Genomic DNA, 12,448 nt, shown 5'->3' with positions numbered 1-12,448 from the left:
CGCGGGCGGGGTCCGGCGGTTCAGGAGCCGGGGCGGTTCGCCGAGGGGAGGGTGATGGGAGTGTGCGTCGTCGACGAGCCGTTGTTGAGGTACAGCATGGAGATGCCGCGGACGAATCCGTCGAACAGGTTGAAGCTGCTGGGGGCGACGAGTGACAGGCCCTCGCGGAAGGCGACGTAGAGCGGCCAGTTGACCTTGATCAGGGCGCGTGCGGCGAGGTCCGCCGGCAGCTCGAGCCAGCGCCAGTAGGTGTCGCCGATGAGGTAGCGGACCATCTCGCTGACGAAGCCCGTGCTCAGTTCCGTGCCGAGCCCCGCCACGGCGTCGAGCAGCATCTCGGCCAGGGCGTTGCCCTCGACCGTGGGGGCCACCCTGGGCCACAACATCTGCTCCGCCTGCTCCTCGGCGTCCTTCCAGGTCTGCGGGATGAACTGGTCCTGGACTCCGAGCAGGGAGAGGGCGACCTGCCAGGCGTGCAGGTCCGCGGCCTGGTCGGCCGACCAGTACCGCACGCCCCACTTCCTCATGTTCTTCCACGCCACGGTGCCCACGGAGTGGAAGGTGACCAGGATGTCGCCGTTGCTGATCGGCGACGGCTGATCGGTGGTCGCCTGGAACCGGGGCGAGAGCGGGAGCAGGTTGCGCACCATGGCGTGCACCAGGCGCGTCTTGTTGGCGGAGGTGATGAAGGCGCCCTCCGGGTCGAAGGCGTCCTCGTGGTGCAGGTCGTACCCGAAGGTGAAGGTCTTGGCCGCGCGGTCCTGCATGTCGGCGCCGCCCGCGGACCAGTAGACCGAGCGGGCCTCCCGCGGGATCACGGTGCTCAGGAACCCGCTGCCGAGGCTCTCGGAGATGAACAGGTAGCCGCTCAGGCGCTTGTAGAGCGTCTGGGCCCGGGAGAGTTTGCTGCGGTCGGCCCACGCGGGGAGCTTGTTGACCTGCTGGAGGTAGGAGACCAGGTAGTCCGGCATGCCGGACGGCAGCGGGTCCTTGTTGAGGCGCCACGAGTCCCAGGCGGCGTTGACCGCCGGGATCGAGCCGTCGGCGAGCAGCCGGGCCGCGACCTGGTCCGCCGCGGGGTCCCACACCTGGAACGGGTCGGTGACCTCGTCGGCCTTGGCGATCGAACCCAGGGACGACCACGACCACAGCGTGGGCGCTTCGAGGGTCAGGCCGGTGAGCCCCAGGGCGGCACCGAGCGACATGACACGCCTTCTGCTGAGATTCTCCATTTACTTACCTACTTCCGCGTAAAGCCAAGACGGCAGCTCAGCGCGCCTGTGGCTTGGGGGGTGGGAGCGGACCGAACAGCTGAAAGAAGGAAACCTGAGGTGAATCTCAATTAACATAGCCAGGCGGATCGGGGTCGGCAAGAGCCTGTTTCGGGGGATTTTTTCGGCTGCGCAAGGGCATGCGGCTGACCGAAACGGGGTACTTGTCCAGGGCCGCGTCGGAACGACCGGGCCGAGCGCCTCGCCCGGAAGGCGGGTCGCGTCCTACTCGGCGACGGGCCGCGCGGCGGTACCGGGGCGCGGCCCGGCGTCGCCCGCCAGTCCCAGCGAACGGATCCAGATCTTGTTGATGGTGGCGATCAGGGTCTCCGCGTCGTACTCGACGCCTTCGTAGGACCAGGCCATGACCACGCGCTCGACCATCAGCGTCAGGGCGTGCGCGGTGTGGCGCGGGTCCAGATCCCGGTACGCCATACCGGCCTCCTGCCACGCGGCTATCGCGCGCGTGGCCCTGCTCTGGAAGTGGTCGGCGACCTCGTCCCACTGGGCCCTGAGCCGCTCGTCCTCGTCGCGCGCCTGGTAGACCGCCTGCAGCACGTGGGCGTTGCGCCGGAACGCCTCGAGGTAGACCCGGTTGACCTCCTCGATGCGGCGGGCGGGGTCCTGCTGGGCACCGGTGCGATCGGGCGCGATCCCGGTCAGATCGGCGGAGACGTCCTTCATCAGCTCGAACAGCAGATCGTGCTTGGACCGGAAGTAGTTGTAGAGCGTCCCCGCCCCGACCTTCGCCTCGGCGCTGATGTCGGAGAGCCGGGCGTTGTGGAAGCCGTCCCGCTCGAAGACGACGCGCGCCGCGTCACGAAGACGCCGCGGCGTGGTCTCACGGCGCCGGTCGACACGGGTGCGCCTGCTGCTCGCCCCGTCGGTCCCGGCGGCGTGTTCGGGCACGGTCGCACCTCGTCTCGACGTCTCGGCGGTCCTTGAAGGCAGCGACGTTACCAGCGACGCACGCGGGGCCGCCTCCCGTGGCTCGCTGACCGGAAAGGTAGAGATTGACGTCAATCTCAGTCTTGGATACTTTCATGCCCCGCGTGACGCGGCTCACACCCGGCCCGGCCGACGGGCCCTCCTCCGCAGACAAGGGACGCTCTCATGACCTTCGACGCTCGACAGCGGGCGGCGCTCACCGCCATCTGCGACACCTTCACTCCCGGCGACGGCGCGGCGATCCCGTCCGCCGGCGCGCTGGGAGCCGTGGACATCGCCGAGGCGCTCGCAGGCGGCCAGCCCCGAGCCAAGGACCGCAAGCAGCTGGAGCTGCTGCTGTCCCTGTGGGATTCGCGCGCGATGGGGCTGGTCCTGGGCACGGGCGGGCGCCGGTTCTCGCGGCTGGCCGCCGCGGACCGGGAACGGGTGCTGCTGGGGCTGGGCGACTCGTCCTCGGAGACCAAACGGGTGCTGTTCCAGTCCCTGCGCGGCCTGGCGACCTCCGCCTACATGCTCGCCCCGGGCCCGACCGGGACCTCGCCGGTCTGGGACGCCATCGGATACCCCGGCCCCCTGGGGACGCTGGCATCAGCCCCGCGCCCGAAGCTCTCTCCTCTGTCGCCGACCGCCGACACCACGCTCGACTGCGACGTCGTGGTCGTCGGATCCGGTGCCGGAGGCGGCACCGCGGCCGGGGTCCTCGCCGCCGCGGGCCTCGGCGTGGTCGTCCTGGAGCGCGGCGGCTACTACGACGACGCCGACTTCGACGGACAGGAGCTCGCCGGCCTGAGCCGGTTGTACGCGGCAGGTCCGGCCTCCACCGCCGAGGGCCAGGTCGCGCTCGTCGCGGGCTCGTGCCTGGGCGGCGGCACCGTCGTCAACTGGACGACCTCCTTCCCCACACCCGCCGAAGTGCGCGCCGAGTGGGCGGCCCTCGGCGCCGGTCAGTTCGCGGACGAGGAGTACACCCGCGCCACCGACGCGGTGATGAGCCGGCTCTCGGTGAACACCGACCACAGCACTCCCTCGGCCCGTGACGAGGTCCTGGAGCGCGGCCTGCGCGCACTCGGCTGGCACGTCGACGCGATGCCCCGCAACGTGGTGGGCTGCGACATGGGGACCGACTGCGGACGGTGCGGATACGGCTGCCGGCTCGGGGCCAAGCAGTCGGTCACCAAGACCTGGCTCGCCGACGCCGAGGCCGCCGGGGCGCGGCTGGTCATCGACACCGACGTCCGGGCCATCGAGACGAAGCACGGCCGTGCCGTCGGCGTGCGCGGCGTCACCGGCCGGGGCCACGCGGTGACCGTGCGCGCCCGCGCCGTCGTGGTGGCCGCGGGAGCCATCCAGACCCCGGCGCTGCTGCGCCGCTCCGGATTCACCGACCCGGCCATCGGCCGCCACCTGCGGCTGCACCCCGCCACGGCCGTGTGGGGCCTCTTCGACGAGGAGATCCGCCCGTGGGAGGGCGGGATGCAGACCCGGTACTCCAGCCAGGACAGCGACCTCGACGGCAACGGGTACGGCGTCATCTACGAGACGGGTCCGGGCAACCCCGCATCGCTGCAGGGCTTCATGAACTGGCGCGGCGGCGCCGCCCACCTGGCCGCGATGAAGGACCTGGCCCACACGGCCGGGGTCGGGATCATCACCCGGGACCGCGACTCCGGCGAGGTCAAGGTGGCCCGTGACGGCGAGCCCGTGCCGCACTACCGGCTGTCGGATCACGACGCGGCGCACCTGCGCAGGGGGATCGAGGGCGCGACCCGGATCCTGGAGGCCGCCGGAGCCCGCCGGATCTCCTCGGCGCACCAGGCCGGGCCGTCCTACGAGCCGGGACGGCGGGGCACCTACGAGGAGTTCATCGCGGCCTGCCACTCCGCCGGCCTCCGGCCGGGCCGCTGCGCGATCGCCGCACTGCACATCATGGGCACCGCGCGCATGGGCGGCGACCGGAAGACGAGCGCGACCGACCCCGACGGAGCGACCTGGGAAGTGCCCAACGTCGTGGTGGCGGACGCCTCCTGCTTCCCGACCTCATCCGGTGTGAATCCCATGGTCTCCATCGAGGCCATCGCCTACATGAACGCCACCCGGCTGGCGGACCGCCTCCGCACCGGGGGTTGAGCCACCCATCGTGATCAACGCTGCGCGCATGGCCACCACCTTGTGATTGACTGCGGTATGGCCATGTTCGTCTGCAAGTCTCAGCGAGTGTCGCCGTGACGTCGGCGACGGGCGTGGCGACCCGGCCGCGCAACCGCAAACAGCAGATCATCGAAGCCGCCGGCCCGGTGTTCAGCGAGCGGGGCTACCACGCGGCCTCCATGGAGGAGATCGCCGGCGGAGTGGGCATCACCGCGGCCGCCCTGTACCGGCACTTTCCGAACAAGTACGCGCTGTTCGCCGAGTGCGCGGACTCGATGGTGACGGGGCTCGCCGGGACGCTCGACGAGGTGCCGGCCGAGGCCTCGCTGGCGGAGGTGCTCGGCGCGGTCGTCCGGGTGACGGTGGAGCGCCGGGCGTCGGGCGGCGTGTACCGATGGCTGTCCCGGTACCTGGAGGACGAGGACCGTCGGCGGGTCAGGGCCAAGTTCGCGCAGGTCGTCGAGAAGGTGACGGTGGCGGTGCGCCGCGAGCACCCGCTGCCGCTGGAGGGGCTGCGCACCGTCGCGGCGCTCGGCGCGATCGGGTCCGTCACGACGCACCACACCTCCATCGCGCAGCGCCGCCTCGAAGAGGTGCTCCTTTCGGCCGCGCTCCGGGTGGCGGCGGCCGACGCGGTTCCGGGCGGACGCGTACGCTCGGTCGACCTGCCCGCCCGGCCCGTGCCGCGCACACGGCGGGCGGAGATCCTGGCGGCGGCCATCCCGCTGTTCGCCCGGGACGGGTTCGCCAATGTCACGAGCGGGCAGATCGCGAAGGCGGTCGGGGTGGCCCCTTCCGCGCTCTACCGGCACTACTCCAGCAAGGTCGACATCCTGGCCGCGGCCTGCCTGCAGGCCGCCGGAATCCTGGGCCAGGCCGTCGAGCAGAACCTGCACGGAGTGACGGACCCCCACGAGTCGGTGCACACCCTGGCGGCGACCTATGTGGCCTACAGCTTCGAGTACACCGCGATGACCAGCGTCGCCAGAGCCGAGATGCCCGGCCTCCCCCCGGAGGTCCGCCGCCCGCTCGCCCTCGCCCAACGCGACCACATCGCCGTCTGGGAACAGCAGCTCCGCCTCGCCCGCCCCGACCTGGACCCCCGCCGGACCCGGGTCCTGGTCCACGCGGCCCTGGGCGTGGTGGTCGAGACCGGCCGCGCCCTCCACTGGGAGAACACCCCCGCCCACCGCGACACCGTCACCACCCTGGTCACAGCGGCCCTGGGCCTGTAACAGCCTCCAGCCGGACGACCGGGACAGCCCCGCCCCGTGCAGCGGTCAAGACGTTCGTCACCGCGGCCGTCGGCATGGCCGCGGTGGTCCACGGCTTCCTGCGGGCCTCCTCGCACGGCTGGTCACTGGGCGGCACGATCGGCCTGGCCGTGTTCGCGGCCGTCCTCGAACTGGCGGCCCCCGGTGCGACCGGAGGCGAGCCGCTCGCCCGCGGCATCGCCCGGGCGTTCCTCGCCGCCGCGGTCTCGGCGGGCTTCGGACTGCTCCTGGCGGTGGGCCTCCTGGCCGGACGCGCAGGGAAGGCCGATGCAGGCGGTCGATGAGGGAACGTCGGAAGGAGGACGCCATCTGGCTCAGGGGAGGGCGGATCCGGCGTCGCGCAGCCGGATCAGCAGGGCGGCGGCGAGCCGTTCGGCTCCGCCCCGGGATCGCCGAACACGGTGAGCACCATCTCGGCGAGGATGCGCGGGGCGCCCTCAGGCACCATCTCGGTGTCACCGACCCACCAGCGGATCGACATGGCAGGGGAGTGGTCGCCGCAGTCGTCGCGGCGCTCTTCCAGAGCGGTTCCGGCTGTCGGGCGGGAGCAGCGGCATCAGACGGACGAGACGTTCGGCGGGGGCATCTCCTGCACGCGCGTTCCTCCATGCGTGAGGGAGCGGACGTCTCTGGGAGAACACGGAAACCGGTCGGAGTCCGTTCTGGACTTCCCGGGGCCCAGACCACTGGCGCGAACCTGGCGTGAACCGCTGAGTCGTGGTGCCTGGTCGGTTCCTGCGGGGAGCGGTGGTCAGGCGGCGTGTTCTGCGGAGGTGGGGAGGTCTCGGATGAAGGCGCCCATTTCGTCGAGGGAGCGGAGGCCTTCGCGGCAGAAGTCGGCGAAGATCTGGAAGACGTGGGGTTGGCGGTCCCAGATGACGAGGGTGACGGGGACGCCTGCGGCGGCGAGGCGTTCGGTCATGAGCTGGGCGTCGGGCAGGAGGATCTCGATGGATCCGCAGTGGATCAGAGTGGGCGGGAAGGCGGCGAGGGCGCCGTTGACGGGGGAGTGGAGCGGTTCGAGGGGCAGTCCGCCCAGCAGCATCTTGGCGAGGCCGGGGAAGCAGCTGCCGGGGATGTAGGGGTCGAGTCGTGCGTTGGCGTGGTCGAGTTTGGCGGAGTGGTCGAGGTCGGTGAACGGTGACATCGCGACGAGGCCGCCCGGGGCGGGCAGTCCCTCGCGGATGGCCTGGAGAGCGGTCGCGAAGGTGAGGAACCCGCCGGCGGAGTCCCCCGCGAAGACGATCTCGCCGGGGGAGAATCCCTCGTCGAGCAGGTACCGGTAGGCGGTCACGCAGTCGGCGACCGTGCCGGGCAGCGTCGTGTGGGGAAGCTGCCGGTAGGCCACCGACAGCGCGGGCACCCCGGCCGCGGCGGACAATCGGGCGATCATCCGCCGATGGGAGCGCAGCCCCCCGGCGACGAACCCGCCGCCATGGAAGTACAGGATGACCCGGCCGCGGTCCTGGGACGGGGTGACGCCGGGCCCGCGTACCCACTCGGCCGCGAACCCCTCGAACCTCATGGGGACGGTCCTGGTGCCCCGGGGCGCGGCCATCACACCGCACAAGGGGTCGAATGTGCTTCCCATCCACATTCCCAGCCGCGTGAACAGCACATACCGCATGAAGGGCCGCAGCCAGAAGCGCAGCAGGAAGGTGAACACCCGCGTGGACGCGCCTGCACCGTGCCGGGTCTGGATGGTCTCGTCCATATGAGCCTCCTGTCGGCGTTCGGTCCGACGCTACCGAACCCGCCTACTCGGGCCGGAGCAGCGGTGCCGGAACGCCGTGCCCGCCTCTCGCACCCTTTTCGGCGAATCCCACTCCCGAAACGGCAGGTCAAGGCGACTTGTACAGGTCTCTATAAGTTGAGCAGTAAGTCGGAGATGTCTGTTCAGCGTCTTCACAGGTCTGCGTTGCCGACGGACGATGCGTCCTCTGCCGTTCGTACTTCGTGGAGGGCGAATGCCGACGACTGAACGTACCGGCCACAGTAAGAGCTGCGAACGAGCGGAGAAATCGCCGTGCGCCTGCTCGTGCGGGAGCGCGGAGCACGGCTGGCAGCACGCGCTCGCCATCGCCGCCGCCACATCGGACAACGCTCTACGAGAGCTCGATCAGAAGGCCGACGAAGCCTGGGCCACCGTCGTGGGGCGGCCCGGGGACTCCGCCTCCGTCCGGGGCAAGCCCAAACCGCAGACCGCGGACGGGCAGCGTGCAGCGATCAAGACGTTCGTCGCCGCGGTCATTCGGTGGCTCCGGCGTGACCGGAACCTGTACGAGACGACCAAGCGGCTCGGTGAACCGTTCCGGATCTCCCGCGACCGGGATCCGGACGACCCGCGCCGACGCCCCACGGCCGAAGAGCACGACCGGTTCGTCGAGGACCACGTGATCCCGCGGCTGCGTCGGGAGTTCGGTGACCAGCGCATCAACGCCCTTCAGCAACAGGCTCCCCAGGTACATTTCTGGTGCGAACTGCTGGCGCAGACCGCCCACGCCCTGGACGAGTGCGGAGGGCGGTACGACCAGGTGAAACAGGCGGTCGTCCTGGTGCTCACCAGCAAGGACGAGCAGCATCCGGACGGTTGGGCCGCGCTTCTGCCGGAACAGGAGATCATGGAACGGGCGGTGGAACTCGTCTGCGAGCACCTGCAGAGAATCGCCACAGGCGGCGTCGCCGCCGAGGACGTTTTCCGCCTGGCCTGGCCGATCCGCGTTCTCGCCGCGCTGATGTGCCGGGAACCTCGCCGCCATCCGGCCGTCCGCGAGTACTGCGTCAAGCCGATCGTCGGGTATGGAGCGGCGGAGATACGGGAACAGGCCAAGGACCGCCTCCGGCAGGCGTTCCCGTTCGAATGGACGACACCATCCGCAGCAGACGAAGGCATGCCGGGCAACCTGGTTTAACGGTCACGTCGGCCCTGTGCGCTTGCCGCGCTTCGGAGAGCCGGCGTCTGCGGGCTTCGGCGGGCTCAGAGCCCGCTCTTGAGCCGTGTGGAGAACGCAGCCCACGCGCTCCGGGAGAATGCCAGGGGCGCTCTGCCGGGGTTCTTGGAGTCGCGCACGGCGATCACCGGGGCCAGATCGGCCACCTCGACGCAGTCCTGTCCGCCCTGCCCGCTGTAGCTACTCTTGCGCCAGTTCGCGGCAGAGGGAGTGGGTTCGATCATGTGTACTCCTTCAGATATTGCGCGAGCAGATCGAGGGAAGCGGACCGGGGAAGCGCTTCACCCATGATGATGCCGAACCTCACGGCGAATCTCGCGATCAATTTCGGATCTTCGATCACCTGGGACGCCTCGGGTCCTTCAAGGTAGGCGGTCTCTGTTCCGTCCTCGAAGCCGAGGACGGTGAACAGGCCGTCCAGTGCCGCGTAGGTGACCGAAGAGAACGGCAGGATCCGTATCTGGATGTTCGGCAGGCAGGTGATGTCGATGAGTCGCTGGAGTTGCTCCCGCATCACGTCGCCACCGCCCACCGGCGTGCGCAGCGCCGCTTCGTTGATCACGAACTGGAACTGGGTGAACGGAGCCCGGCGCAGGATGGACTGACGTTCCATACGTGCGGCCACGATCTCCTCCAGCGCTTCAAGGGCTTGGCCCGCGCTCATCACGGCTGTGGCGTACTCCTTGGTCTGCAGGAGCCCGGGGACGACCTGCACGACGTAGGCCCTGATGGAGGTCGCCTCGTTCTCCAGCTCGATGAACTGCGGAAAGCCGCGCGGGAGGTACGCCAGGCGTCCGGCCCGCCGGATCGCGTCGTGGACCTCGACGAACTCGGGGTCTTCGAAGTAGGTCGCGACGTCCTCGGCGAACTTCGCGGGGACGGCCTTGTCGGTGGTCTCCATCTTGTGGATCCACTGGGGCGTGTAACCGAGCTCGGTCGAGAGCCGTTCGAGGGAGAACCCGAGGGCTTCGCGGCGGCGTCGGAGCTTCGCACCGAAATAGCTGCGAAGGGAATCCGCCTTCATCTCCTTACGTCGAGGCATGGGGGCCTTTCATTTCCACCACGGCACGTGGGTGAAAACCTCTGCCTCGCGGTTGACGGCCGTTCGAAGGCGGAGCGACGCAGGGGTGTCACCGGTTCATGGCTCACCGTAGTTCCCGACTGCGAGCCTGGTCAGGCAGATCAGCAGCTTGGCCGAACGAATCATGCGGCAGATCGGAAACTCCGCGACTTCTCGGACCGGCCGCACCGACGACGTTTTCTGGAACGGTGATGACGCGACCACGAATTCTTCCCTCGGACACGGTCCGCTCGTACCTCCTCGCCGAGCTGGGCAGCCGACTCGGCGAGTACGGCTGCAGCACCGCGCTGGTCGACCAGCTGTCCGGCGGCGCGGTCCTGTGGGTGGACCGAACGTCTCCCCCGCAGGGCGGCCTCTGCGTCAGAGCGGTGCGACACCCAGACGGATGGATCTACGCCTGGGGAAGAGAACGCGTCGAGGCCCGCCACCCGGACGAGGCCGCCGCGCGCATCGCCCGGACGGTGACGGGATGAGCCGGGTGTCCGCCGTCTTCCCCGGCACCCCGGACCAGGTGTCCGAGGCGAGGCGCTGGCTGGCCGCCTGGCTGGGAGAGGACCACCCCGCCACCGACACCACCGTGCTCCTGTTGTCCGAGACCTTCACCAATTCCTGCACCCACAGCCGCTCCCGGGAGGAAGGCGGAACGGTCGAAATCACGGCTGAGCTCTCGGAGCGGTCCGTTCACGTGCGAGTCGTCGACGCCGGAGGCGGCCCCGCATCGCTGGTGGCGCTCGCGCGCCCCGACGACGCGGAAGACGGCCGAGGACTGTGGCTGCTCGACCTGCTCGCCAAGGAATGGGACTGGCAGCGCCTCCCCGACGGAAGGCTCGGCGTCACCTTCAACGTGGCCTACTGATCGGTCCCCGCTTCGTCCGGCCGCCGGAGAAGGTAGCGGGCGAGGATGACGTCGCCGATCTGACGCACTTCGGCGACGGTCATCCGGTTGCCGGAGTGGTGCGGGAAGCTACCCGGGCCGACGAAGCGGGGGGCGTCGGCATCGCCGACGAAGAAGGGTGCGATCACAAGCTGGAGCTCGTCGGCGAGGCCCTCGGTGAGGAACTGGGTGTGGACGGTGCCGCCACCCTCCACCATCAACCGGCGAATGCCCCGGGAAGCGAGATCCGCCAGCACGGTTTCCAAGCCGACCGCCTCGCCGACGCCCACCACGGTGGCGACGCCGCCGAGACGGTCTCGGCACTTGTCGAGGGCCGCGTCGGGGCAGTACACGATTTTCTCGACATCTCCGGCGGTGAAGAACTTGGCTTCAGGGTCGAGATCGCCACTGCTGGTGAAAGTGACCTTGATCGGGCTCTCCGGCAGGCCGCGCGTCACACGGTTCTGGCGGCGATCCTGCGCGCGGACGAGCAGACGGGGGTTGTCGCGGCGGATGGTGTTGGCGCCGACGAGGATCGCGTCGCAGGTCGCCCGGACCTCGTCGACGCGGTCGAAGTCCTCGTCGTTGGACAGCAGGAGCCGTTCCTCGGTGTTGTCGTCGATGTGGCCGTCGATCGAGGACGCGCAGGACAGCAGGACGTAGGGGCGTTCAGTCACTTGGTACTCCGGGGTCGTTGTCGATCAGATGCTCGATGATCCGGGCGAAGTCTTCTCCGGGATCGTGGCATGTGTGGAGGGCGGCGAAGTGTTCGTCGGCCATCCATGAGCGGGCACGCCGGTCTTCGGCCGCCTGGCGGTAGAAGCGGCGGGCTGCTCCTCCGCTCCCCGGCAGCGGGATGATCTTCTTGTTCATGGACAGGGCGAGGTCGATCTCGGTCTGGGTGCCGACCGCACCGCCGACGACGATGACGAACTCCGAGTCCTGGACGACGGCGCGGTGACCGAAGAGCCCGAGCGCCAAGGTGAAGCCCGGTGGACGGTAGCGGTCGGCGATGTAGGTCATGACCTCGATGCCCACGCCGACCGGTCCGTGGCTGACCTTGTACTCCCTGCTCATGACGAGCCGCGCGAGGCAGCGGACGGCGACGTCGATCACACCGGCCTCGGTGTCCGGCGCCCGGCTGCCGCAGATGGCGACATGCGCCGACCCATGAGCCCGCACGGTGGCGGAGCGGCCCGTACCGTGGCCGACCTCCGGATGCCGAGGGCCGGTGGAGACGAGCTCTGGTCCGTCAGCACCGACCGGGGCGAGGCCGAACAGGGCTCTGGCCTGGTCGGGCATGTGAAGCCCGTCAGCTATGCGGATCAGCACCTCGATGTCGGACACGCGGCCTTGGCGTATGCCGCGTACCCAGTTGGAGATGTCCGAACGGTCATGCTGGGTGAGCAGAGCGAGCTGGGTCTGGGTGCATTCGGAGAACTCGTCCAGGAACAGGCGGAACAACTGCGCTACATCGCGGTGCGCGAGGGATGCTTGGACGTCGTCACGCTGCCAGAACCGTATCGGGACTGCTCCCGGATCGAAGATTCTGCGCCTGGTCACGTCGTTCGCCTTCGGCTCGCCTATGGCCTCGACCAAGAGCGTAGCGGTCTCCGGACGGAGCGCAACGGTGATCGAGGAGATGGCTCCGTGGGCCGAGTCCACGGAACCGGGGCACGGTCCCGGCCACTGTTCGGGCCGTGCTGCACACCGCAGAGTGTGGGCATGCCGAGCCCGCCACAGGGGCGGTGCGGTGGAAAGGAGCAGCGATGAACAGCGAGGCGAACGGCGGCCTGGTGGTGGCCGTGGAGAGGATCGTGGCGGCGCGCGGCCGGGCCACGCAGCCGTCCGACGGCGGGTCCACCGGCAAGTCCGACCTCAACGACAACTGATCAGCGACA

General features: G+C 69.7%; 15 protein-coding genes. 7 read left to right on the top strand and 8 right to left on the bottom strand.

The genetic code is table 11. The annotated features are described in order from the left end of the window. Positions 1 to 20: 20 nt before the first annotated feature. A complete protein-coding gene (locus C2865_RS33160) occupies positions 21 to 1,205 on the bottom strand; it encodes an oxygenase MpaB family protein (protein ID WP_232835936.1) in 1,185 nt (394 codons plus the stop codon). 291 nt (positions 1,206 to 1,496) lie between these two features. After that, complete coding sequence (locus C2865_RS33155; protein ID WP_106402593.1) at positions 1,497 to 2,180, bottom strand: TetR/AcrR family transcriptional regulator; 684 nt, start codon at positions 2,178 to 2,180, stop codon at positions 1,497 to 1,499. A gap of 204 nt (positions 2,181 to 2,384) precedes the next feature. Here C2865_RS33155 and C2865_RS33150 point away from each other — a divergent pair, with 204 nt between their 5' ends. From C2865_RS33150 to C2865_RS33140, 3 genes are all read left to right on the top strand, one after another. After that, entirely contained in the window at positions 2,385 to 4,346 is a 1,962-nt protein-coding gene (locus tag C2865_RS33150; protein ID WP_106402592.1) for a GMC family oxidoreductase N-terminal domain-containing protein, read from the top strand. 95 nt (positions 4,347 to 4,441) lie between these two features. Beyond that, positions 4,442 to 5,602 carry a TetR/AcrR family transcriptional regulator gene (locus tag C2865_RS41625; protein WP_106402591.1) on the top strand — a complete coding sequence of 387 codons (1,161 nt, stop codon included), beginning with the start codon at positions 4,442 to 4,444 and terminating at the stop codon, positions 5,600 to 5,602. Between the two features lie 74 nt (positions 5,603 to 5,676). Next, entirely contained in the window at positions 5,677 to 5,925 is a 249-nt protein-coding gene (locus C2865_RS33140; RefSeq protein ID WP_106402590.1) for a hypothetical protein, read from the top strand. A gap of 65 nt (positions 5,926 to 5,990) precedes the next feature. Here C2865_RS33140 and C2865_RS41620 read toward each other — a convergent pair whose 3' ends face one another. Beyond that, complete coding sequence (locus tag C2865_RS41620; RefSeq protein WP_269802761.1) at positions 5,991 to 6,122, bottom strand: hypothetical protein; 132 nt, start codon at positions 6,120 to 6,122, stop codon at positions 5,991 to 5,993. 270 nt (positions 6,123 to 6,392) lie between these two features. After that, positions 6,393 to 7,355 carry an alpha/beta hydrolase gene (locus tag C2865_RS33135; RefSeq protein ID WP_198653777.1) on the bottom strand — a complete coding sequence of 321 codons (963 nt, stop codon included), beginning with the start codon at positions 7,353 to 7,355 and terminating at the stop codon, positions 6,393 to 6,395. A gap of 253 nt (positions 7,356 to 7,608) precedes the next feature. On the opposite strand from C2865_RS33135, the gene C2865_RS33130 reads away from it, so the two are divergent. Then, a complete protein-coding gene (locus tag C2865_RS33130) occupies positions 7,609 to 8,553 on the top strand; it encodes a hypothetical protein (RefSeq protein ID WP_157964007.1) in 945 nt (314 codons plus the stop codon). Between the two features lie 65 nt (positions 8,554 to 8,618). Here the strand turns inward: C2865_RS33130 and C2865_RS33125 are convergent, their stop codons facing one another. Together C2865_RS33125 and C2865_RS33120 are read right to left on the bottom strand one after the other, a co-directional pair. Next, positions 8,619 to 8,816 carry a DUF397 domain-containing protein gene (locus C2865_RS33125; protein ID WP_106402588.1) on the bottom strand — a complete coding sequence of 66 codons (198 nt, stop codon included), beginning with the start codon at positions 8,814 to 8,816 and terminating at the stop codon, positions 8,619 to 8,621. Next, on the bottom strand, positions 8,813 to 9,616 hold the full coding sequence (locus C2865_RS33120; protein WP_106402587.1) for a helix-turn-helix domain-containing protein: 804 nt from the start codon (positions 9,614 to 9,616) through the stop codon (positions 8,813 to 8,815). Before C2865_RS33120 ends, C2865_RS33125 begins: the two co-directional genes overlap by 4 nt. Before the next feature lie 248 nt (positions 9,617 to 9,864). On the opposite strand from C2865_RS33120, the gene C2865_RS39700 reads away from it, so the two are divergent. After that, a complete protein-coding gene (locus C2865_RS39700) occupies positions 9,865 to 10,146 on the top strand; it encodes a hypothetical protein (protein WP_157964006.1) in 282 nt (93 codons plus the stop codon). Then, positions 10,143 to 10,529: an ATP-binding protein gene (locus tag C2865_RS39695; RefSeq protein ID WP_157964005.1), complete on the top strand. Its 387-nt coding sequence runs from the start codon at positions 10,143 to 10,145 to the stop codon at positions 10,527 to 10,529. The genes C2865_RS39700 and C2865_RS39695 overlap by 4 nt, the downstream gene beginning before the upstream one ends. Here the strand turns inward: C2865_RS39695 and C2865_RS33110 are convergent. Both C2865_RS33110 and C2865_RS33105 read right to left on the bottom strand, forming a co-directional pair. Next, entirely contained in the window at positions 10,523 to 11,224 is a 702-nt protein-coding gene (locus tag C2865_RS33110; protein WP_106402585.1) for a RibD family protein, read from the bottom strand. The genes C2865_RS39695 and C2865_RS33110 overlap by 7 nt on opposite strands. Beyond that, on the bottom strand, positions 11,217 to 12,110 hold the full coding sequence (locus C2865_RS33105) for a helix-turn-helix domain-containing protein (RefSeq protein ID WP_157964004.1): 894 nt from the start codon (positions 12,108 to 12,110) through the stop codon (positions 11,217 to 11,219). The genes C2865_RS33110 and C2865_RS33105 overlap by 8 nt, the downstream gene beginning before the upstream one ends. A 206-nt stretch (positions 12,111 to 12,316) precedes the next feature. Here C2865_RS33105 and C2865_RS41615 point away from each other — a divergent pair, with 206 nt between their 5' ends. After that, complete coding sequence (locus C2865_RS41615; protein ID WP_269802760.1) at positions 12,317 to 12,439, top strand: hypothetical protein; 123 nt, start codon at positions 12,317 to 12,319, stop codon at positions 12,437 to 12,439. The last annotated feature ends 9 nt before the right edge of the window (positions 12,440 to 12,448 follow it).

Origin of the sequence: Actinocorallia populi (genome assembly GCF_002995495.1) — a bacterium.
Taxonomy (GTDB): Bacteria; Actinomycetota; Actinomycetes; order Streptosporangiales; family Streptosporangiaceae; genus Actinocorallia; species Actinocorallia populi.
This window is presented reverse-complemented; position numbering and strand designations above follow the sequence as displayed.

Coding starts and splice junctions, on each gene's coding strand:
- C2865_RS33150 (WP_106402592.1), top strand. CDS start 2,385: ATGACCTTCGACGCTCGACAGCGGGCGGCGCTCACCGCCATCTGCGAC.
- C2865_RS33125 (WP_106402588.1), bottom strand. CDS start 8,816: ATGATCGAACCCACTCCCTCTGCCGCGAACTGGCGCAAGAGTAGCTAC.
- C2865_RS41620 (WP_269802761.1), bottom strand. CDS start 6,122: ATGTCGATCCGCTGGTGGGTCGGTGACACCGAGATGGTGCCTGAGGGC.
- C2865_RS33130 (WP_157964007.1), top strand. CDS start 7,609: ATGCCGACGACTGAACGTACCGGCCACAGTAAGAGCTGCGAACGAGCG.
- C2865_RS33160 (WP_232835936.1), bottom strand. CDS start 1,205: ATGTCGCTCGGTGCCGCCCTGGGGCTCACCGGCCTGACCCTCGAAGCG.
- C2865_RS39695 (WP_157964005.1), top strand. CDS start 10,143: ATGAGCCGGGTGTCCGCCGTCTTCCCCGGCACCCCGGACCAGGTGTCC.
- C2865_RS41615 (WP_269802760.1), top strand. CDS start 12,317: ATGAACAGCGAGGCGAACGGCGGCCTGGTGGTGGCCGTGGAGAGGATC.
- C2865_RS33140 (WP_106402590.1), top strand. CDS start 5,677: ATGGCCGCGGTGGTCCACGGCTTCCTGCGGGCCTCCTCGCACGGCTGG.
- C2865_RS33135 (WP_198653777.1), bottom strand. CDS start 7,355: ATGGACGAGACCATCCAGACCCGGCACGGTGCAGGCGCGTCCACGCGG.
- C2865_RS39700 (WP_157964006.1), top strand. CDS start 9,865: ATGACGCGACCACGAATTCTTCCCTCGGACACGGTCCGCTCGTACCTC.
- C2865_RS33120 (WP_106402587.1), bottom strand. CDS start 9,616: ATGAAGGCGGATTCCCTTCGCAGCTATTTCGGTGCGAAGCTCCGACGC.